Source organism: Vulcanibacillus modesticaldus, from assembly GCF_001730235.1.
Taxonomy (GTDB): Bacteria; Bacillota; Bacilli; order Tepidibacillales; family Tepidibacillaceae; genus Vulcanibacillus; species Vulcanibacillus modesticaldus.
The window spans coordinates 1-985 of the sequence record NZ_MIJF01000085.1 but is presented as its reverse complement, the minus strand read 5'-3'; the positions used below and the strand labels follow the sequence as shown (position 1 = coordinate 985).

General features: G+C 26.7%; 1 protein-coding gene. It reads left to right on the top strand.

What is annotated here, in order from left to right; genetic code table 11:
* Window positions 1–535: 535 nt before the first annotated feature.
* On the top strand, window positions 536–742 hold the full coding sequence (locus BHF71_RS11990; RefSeq protein WP_141705390.1) for a hypothetical protein: 207 nt from the start codon (window positions 536–538) through the stop codon (window positions 740–742).
* Window positions 743–985: the final 243 nt, after the last annotated feature.

The following is a 985-nucleotide window of genomic DNA, read 5'->3' as shown; positions in this document are numbered from 1 at the left end:
CCACAATGAGGGCAAGTAAACTTAGCTCCTCGTTTAAAATTTAAATAAATATGAAGTTGTTCTTGTTCTTTATTAAATTCTTTATAACTAACAAACCATGGATCCTTTATATCTAATGCTTCTTGAAACATATCTAAATCTTCTTGAGTGTGTAACATTGACCATACCTCCAGTATTATTTTCATAGATTATTACCAGTATGGTCTATTAGATTTTTTTTAATCCAATATTATTTAGCGAGGAAGCAAAGATTTCTTTATATTGGTTACTAGGTACAATATACATTGGATTCATAGGATTTGAGCTGGAACAAATACAAGCTATAGCAAATTTTAATTACAGATTATATGAAATGTTATATCTACCTATTTTTATAGCCTACTTTTTAGTTCCAATAGAATTAATAGTTTATACTTATTTTGTTTTCAAGTGTAAAACAGTCTCAAATGAAGTAAAGAGCAAAAATAAAAAACTATTGAAGACAATTTTAATTATATTGTCATTGATCTTTATATTTTTTGTATATGGATATCAAATGAACGAAAATTCTACAACTGGAATATTTGAGGTAGAATCTAAAGTTAGAGAAGGCAACTACTATTATATTAATCTAGGAGATATAAAAATTAGATGTACACAAAACGAATTTAATTTGATTAGTATAAATCAAAAATATCTAATAACTTATACATGGAATAATTATTCTCCAGGTAAAGGTAAATTAATTAATATTCAACACTAGCGTTGCATTAATGTAGTCAGAATATTTCTAATAATCACTAGTTCATAAAAAAATCCTTTATAATGGAAGTACAGGTGCTCCCTGTCCAAATCCAATATAAAGGACCATGCTTATGGACAAGGATACACTATTTTCGTCATTTGGTAAATGGATAGCTCCTATCAATTCTGTAAAATTACAACAAAAAGTAGAAGAAATGAAGCAAGACAAATACGTTAAAAAATTAACAACAAGAGCTTATTT